Genomic DNA, 2707 nt, shown 5'->3' with positions numbered 1-2707 from the left:
GCCGTAATAGATTTACAAATATCATCAGAAAATCTTTTTTAGGATTTTTTAGAGGTCAGTTGCTATTAAGTGGATTTTTAACAATTTCGACGTTCCTAGTTTTTGTAATATTAAAAGTGCCTTTTGCTTTGATATTGTCAATAATAGTTGGAATTCTTGATATCATTCCTGGCATAGGGGCGACATTAGGAGTAAGCACAGTGACTCTATTTGTGTTGACTCAAGGTGTTTGGTTAGCATTGAAAGTATTAATAGCTTGTATTATCCTCCAGCAGATACAAGACAACTTGATTGCGCCCAGAATTATGCAAGGTGCGCTGAATCTTAATCCTGTAGTGGTGTTTTTTGCTTTATTAGTCGGGGCTAAAGTAGCAGGATTATTAGGTGTTTTTATATCTATTCCTATCGCTGGAGTAATTGTGTCTTTATTTGAAATTGATGAAATGAAATCTGAAGTTTAGTCATTTTTCTTTGGTCATTTGTCAGGAACTCGGAACTAGTGAATAATGTAAAAATAGCCATTTACAAATAAACATTGGGAAGTAATGTCGGATTTAAGAGCGGAATTAACAGAAATTTTGGATGAGGCAGAGTGGGAATGGTTAATTCCTCATGTACAACGAGATGCAGTAATTTTGGTGGCGCTTGAGCTAGATTTGGTGGATGTTGGAGTAGCGATCGCCAGTGATAACATTCCATCAGTGGAACAGTGGATTGATAAACAATTGATTACCAAACCCACAACAGTACAAGTGGGAGAATGGAATGGCGATCGCAGTAAGCGATTTAATACTCTTATCGTTCAACCTTACGTTTTGGCACAAGAAATAGCCGCCACTTAATTAGTTTATGTGTTGTTTTCTATACTGTACTTCGTGGTTAAGTTCATTTTGGTTAGACTCAACATTTTGAAAAAAAGTCGAGCTTACAAATCCCAAGTTATGCAATAAAGCAATAGAACGATGATTTTGGACATCAACGTAAGCACAAAAATCCAGAATTTGGTATGTCTCAACTAAATAATTAATCATACACGTTACAGCTTCGTGTGCATAACCTTTTCCCCATGAATTAGGGAAAAACACATAGGCAACGATTGCGCTTTTATTTACAGTAATTGTTGCTTGAACATATCCAACGTAGTATTTCTCTACAAGTGACCAGACAGCCCAGTTCAACCAAATCTCCGTTCCATCCGGTGATTGACGACGCGTCAATACCATGTAGCGTTCGCGGAGCGATTCAACACTTTGTGGTGGCACATCTTCGATAAAGTCGTATATACTGGCACTCTGTAATCCATCAAAAAGCAGTTCGGCATGATACGTTTCTAGTGGTTCTAAACAGAGTCGTTGAGAGTACATTTTCATTTTGTGATCTAGCCATACACTAAACAAGTTTCACCGAACACTTTCGACTAACTCATCTTCAACATGAACTTTTATATCTGAAAGTCTGTTCCAAGATCCGAAGGGTGCGTCGGCTTAAGGTGTCGGCGCAGGTATTAGACTAAAATCCAAAATGGATTGACTATTGAGTAAAGCAAAATTCTCTCCTTTAATGTTTACCCATCTAGGAGCTAGAATTGTTACCATAATTTCAGATTAGATGTTGAAACCTTGATCCAATCTGAAACCTTAGAATTATTAGAATGGCATCGCCTGTGCCAGCACCTTGCCACCTTTGCCGCAACGAAGCTGGGGGCGACAGCTGCGCGTTCTCTGAAAATACCTGATTCTCAGACCCAAAGCGAACTGTTATTAGAGCAAACCAAAGAAATCTATCAACTGGAAAGTCGCCTGACCACGGGACTGTCATTTGAAGGAATTCAAGATATTGGCGATTCCTTAGAACGAGCAGAACGCAGTGGAGTTTTGGCAGGGGAAGAACTGTTAGCGATCGCCACCACCTTGGCTGGTGCCAGAAATTTGCGCCGTGTCATCGACAATCAAGAAGATTTGCCGATACTCACTGAGTTAGTTGCCGATTTGCGGACTTATCCAGAACTAGAACAAGAAATTCACCGCTGTATTGATGAACGGGCCCAGGTAACTGACCGCGCGAGTCAAAAACTGGGAGAAATTCGCACAGATTTGCGGCGATTACGCAGCCAAATTACTCAAAAGCTGCAAAATATCTTACAGGCAAAATCTGGCGCAGTTCAAGAACAACTGATTACCCAACGCAGCGATCGCTTTGTTATCCCCGTAAAAGCACCCCAAAAAGATGCTATTCCCGGTATAGTTCATGATACCTCTACCAGCGGTGCTACCCTGTATGTGGAACCGAATTCAGTAGTACCTCTAGGCAACCAACTGCGGCAGATTATCAGAAGAGAGCAAGCCGAAGAAGAAACGATTCGCCGCATTTTGACTGAACAAGTAGCCGCAGTTAAGCCAGATTTAGAGAGATTGTTAGCGATCGCTACTACTTTGGATTTGGCAACCGCTAGATCGCGATATAGTTTTTGGCTAGGAGCGAATCCCCCGCGATTTATCCAGCGCGAAGACAGGGAAATGATTACCTTGCGAAATTTGCGACATCCACTGTTAGTGTGGCAGCAACAGCACGAACAAGGGCAACCAGTAGTTCCTGTAGATTTGCTAATCAGTCCGCAAATTCGAGTGGTGACGATTACGGGGCCAAATACTGGCGGTAAAACTGTAACTTTAAAAACTTTGGGGTTAGCAGCATTGATGGCCAAAGT

The 2707-nt window shown here is 41.3% G+C and carries 3 protein-coding genes and 1 pseudogene; 3 read left to right on the top strand and 1 reads right to left on the bottom strand.

The genetic code is table 11. The annotated features are described in order from the left end of the window. The coding region (locus IQ229_RS23060; protein WP_194047748.1) for an AI-2E family transporter at positions 1-461 on the top strand (461 nt) is incomplete at its 5' end. Between the two features lie 84 nt (positions 462-545). Next, positions 546-842: a DUF2288 domain-containing protein gene (locus tag IQ229_RS23055; RefSeq protein ID WP_194047746.1), complete on the top strand. Its 297-nt coding sequence runs from the start codon at positions 546-548 to the stop codon at positions 840-842. On the opposite strand, the gene IQ229_RS23050 is transcribed toward IQ229_RS23055, so the two are convergent. After that, positions 843-1370 carry a GNAT family N-acetyltransferase gene (locus tag IQ229_RS23050; RefSeq protein ID WP_194047744.1) on the bottom strand — a complete coding sequence of 176 codons (528 nt, stop codon included), beginning with the start codon at positions 1368-1370 and terminating at the stop codon, positions 843-845. A 249-nt stretch (positions 1371-1619) separates the two neighbouring features. Here IQ229_RS23050 and IQ229_RS23045 point away from each other — a divergent pair. After that, a pseudogene (locus IQ229_RS23045) lies at positions 1620-2707 on the top strand (endonuclease MutS2); the annotation flags it as partial.

The organism is Nostoc cf. edaphicum LEGE 07299, from assembly GCF_015207245.1.
Taxonomy (GTDB): domain Bacteria; phylum Cyanobacteriota; class Cyanobacteriia; order Cyanobacteriales; family Nostocaceae; genus Nostoc; species Nostoc edaphicum_B.
The sequence above is the reverse complement of the archived record's forward strand: the minus strand, read 5'-3'. Positions and strand labels throughout refer to the sequence as shown.

Bases quoted from the DNA above. Each gene is read 5' to 3' on its own strand.
- IQ229_RS23055 (WP_194047746.1), top strand. From the start codon at position 546: ATGTCGGATTTAAGAGCGGAATTAACAGAAATTTTGGATGAGGCAGAG.
- IQ229_RS23050 (WP_194047744.1), bottom strand. From the start codon at position 1,370: ATGAAAATGTACTCTCAACGACTCTGTTTAGAACCACTAGAAACGTAT.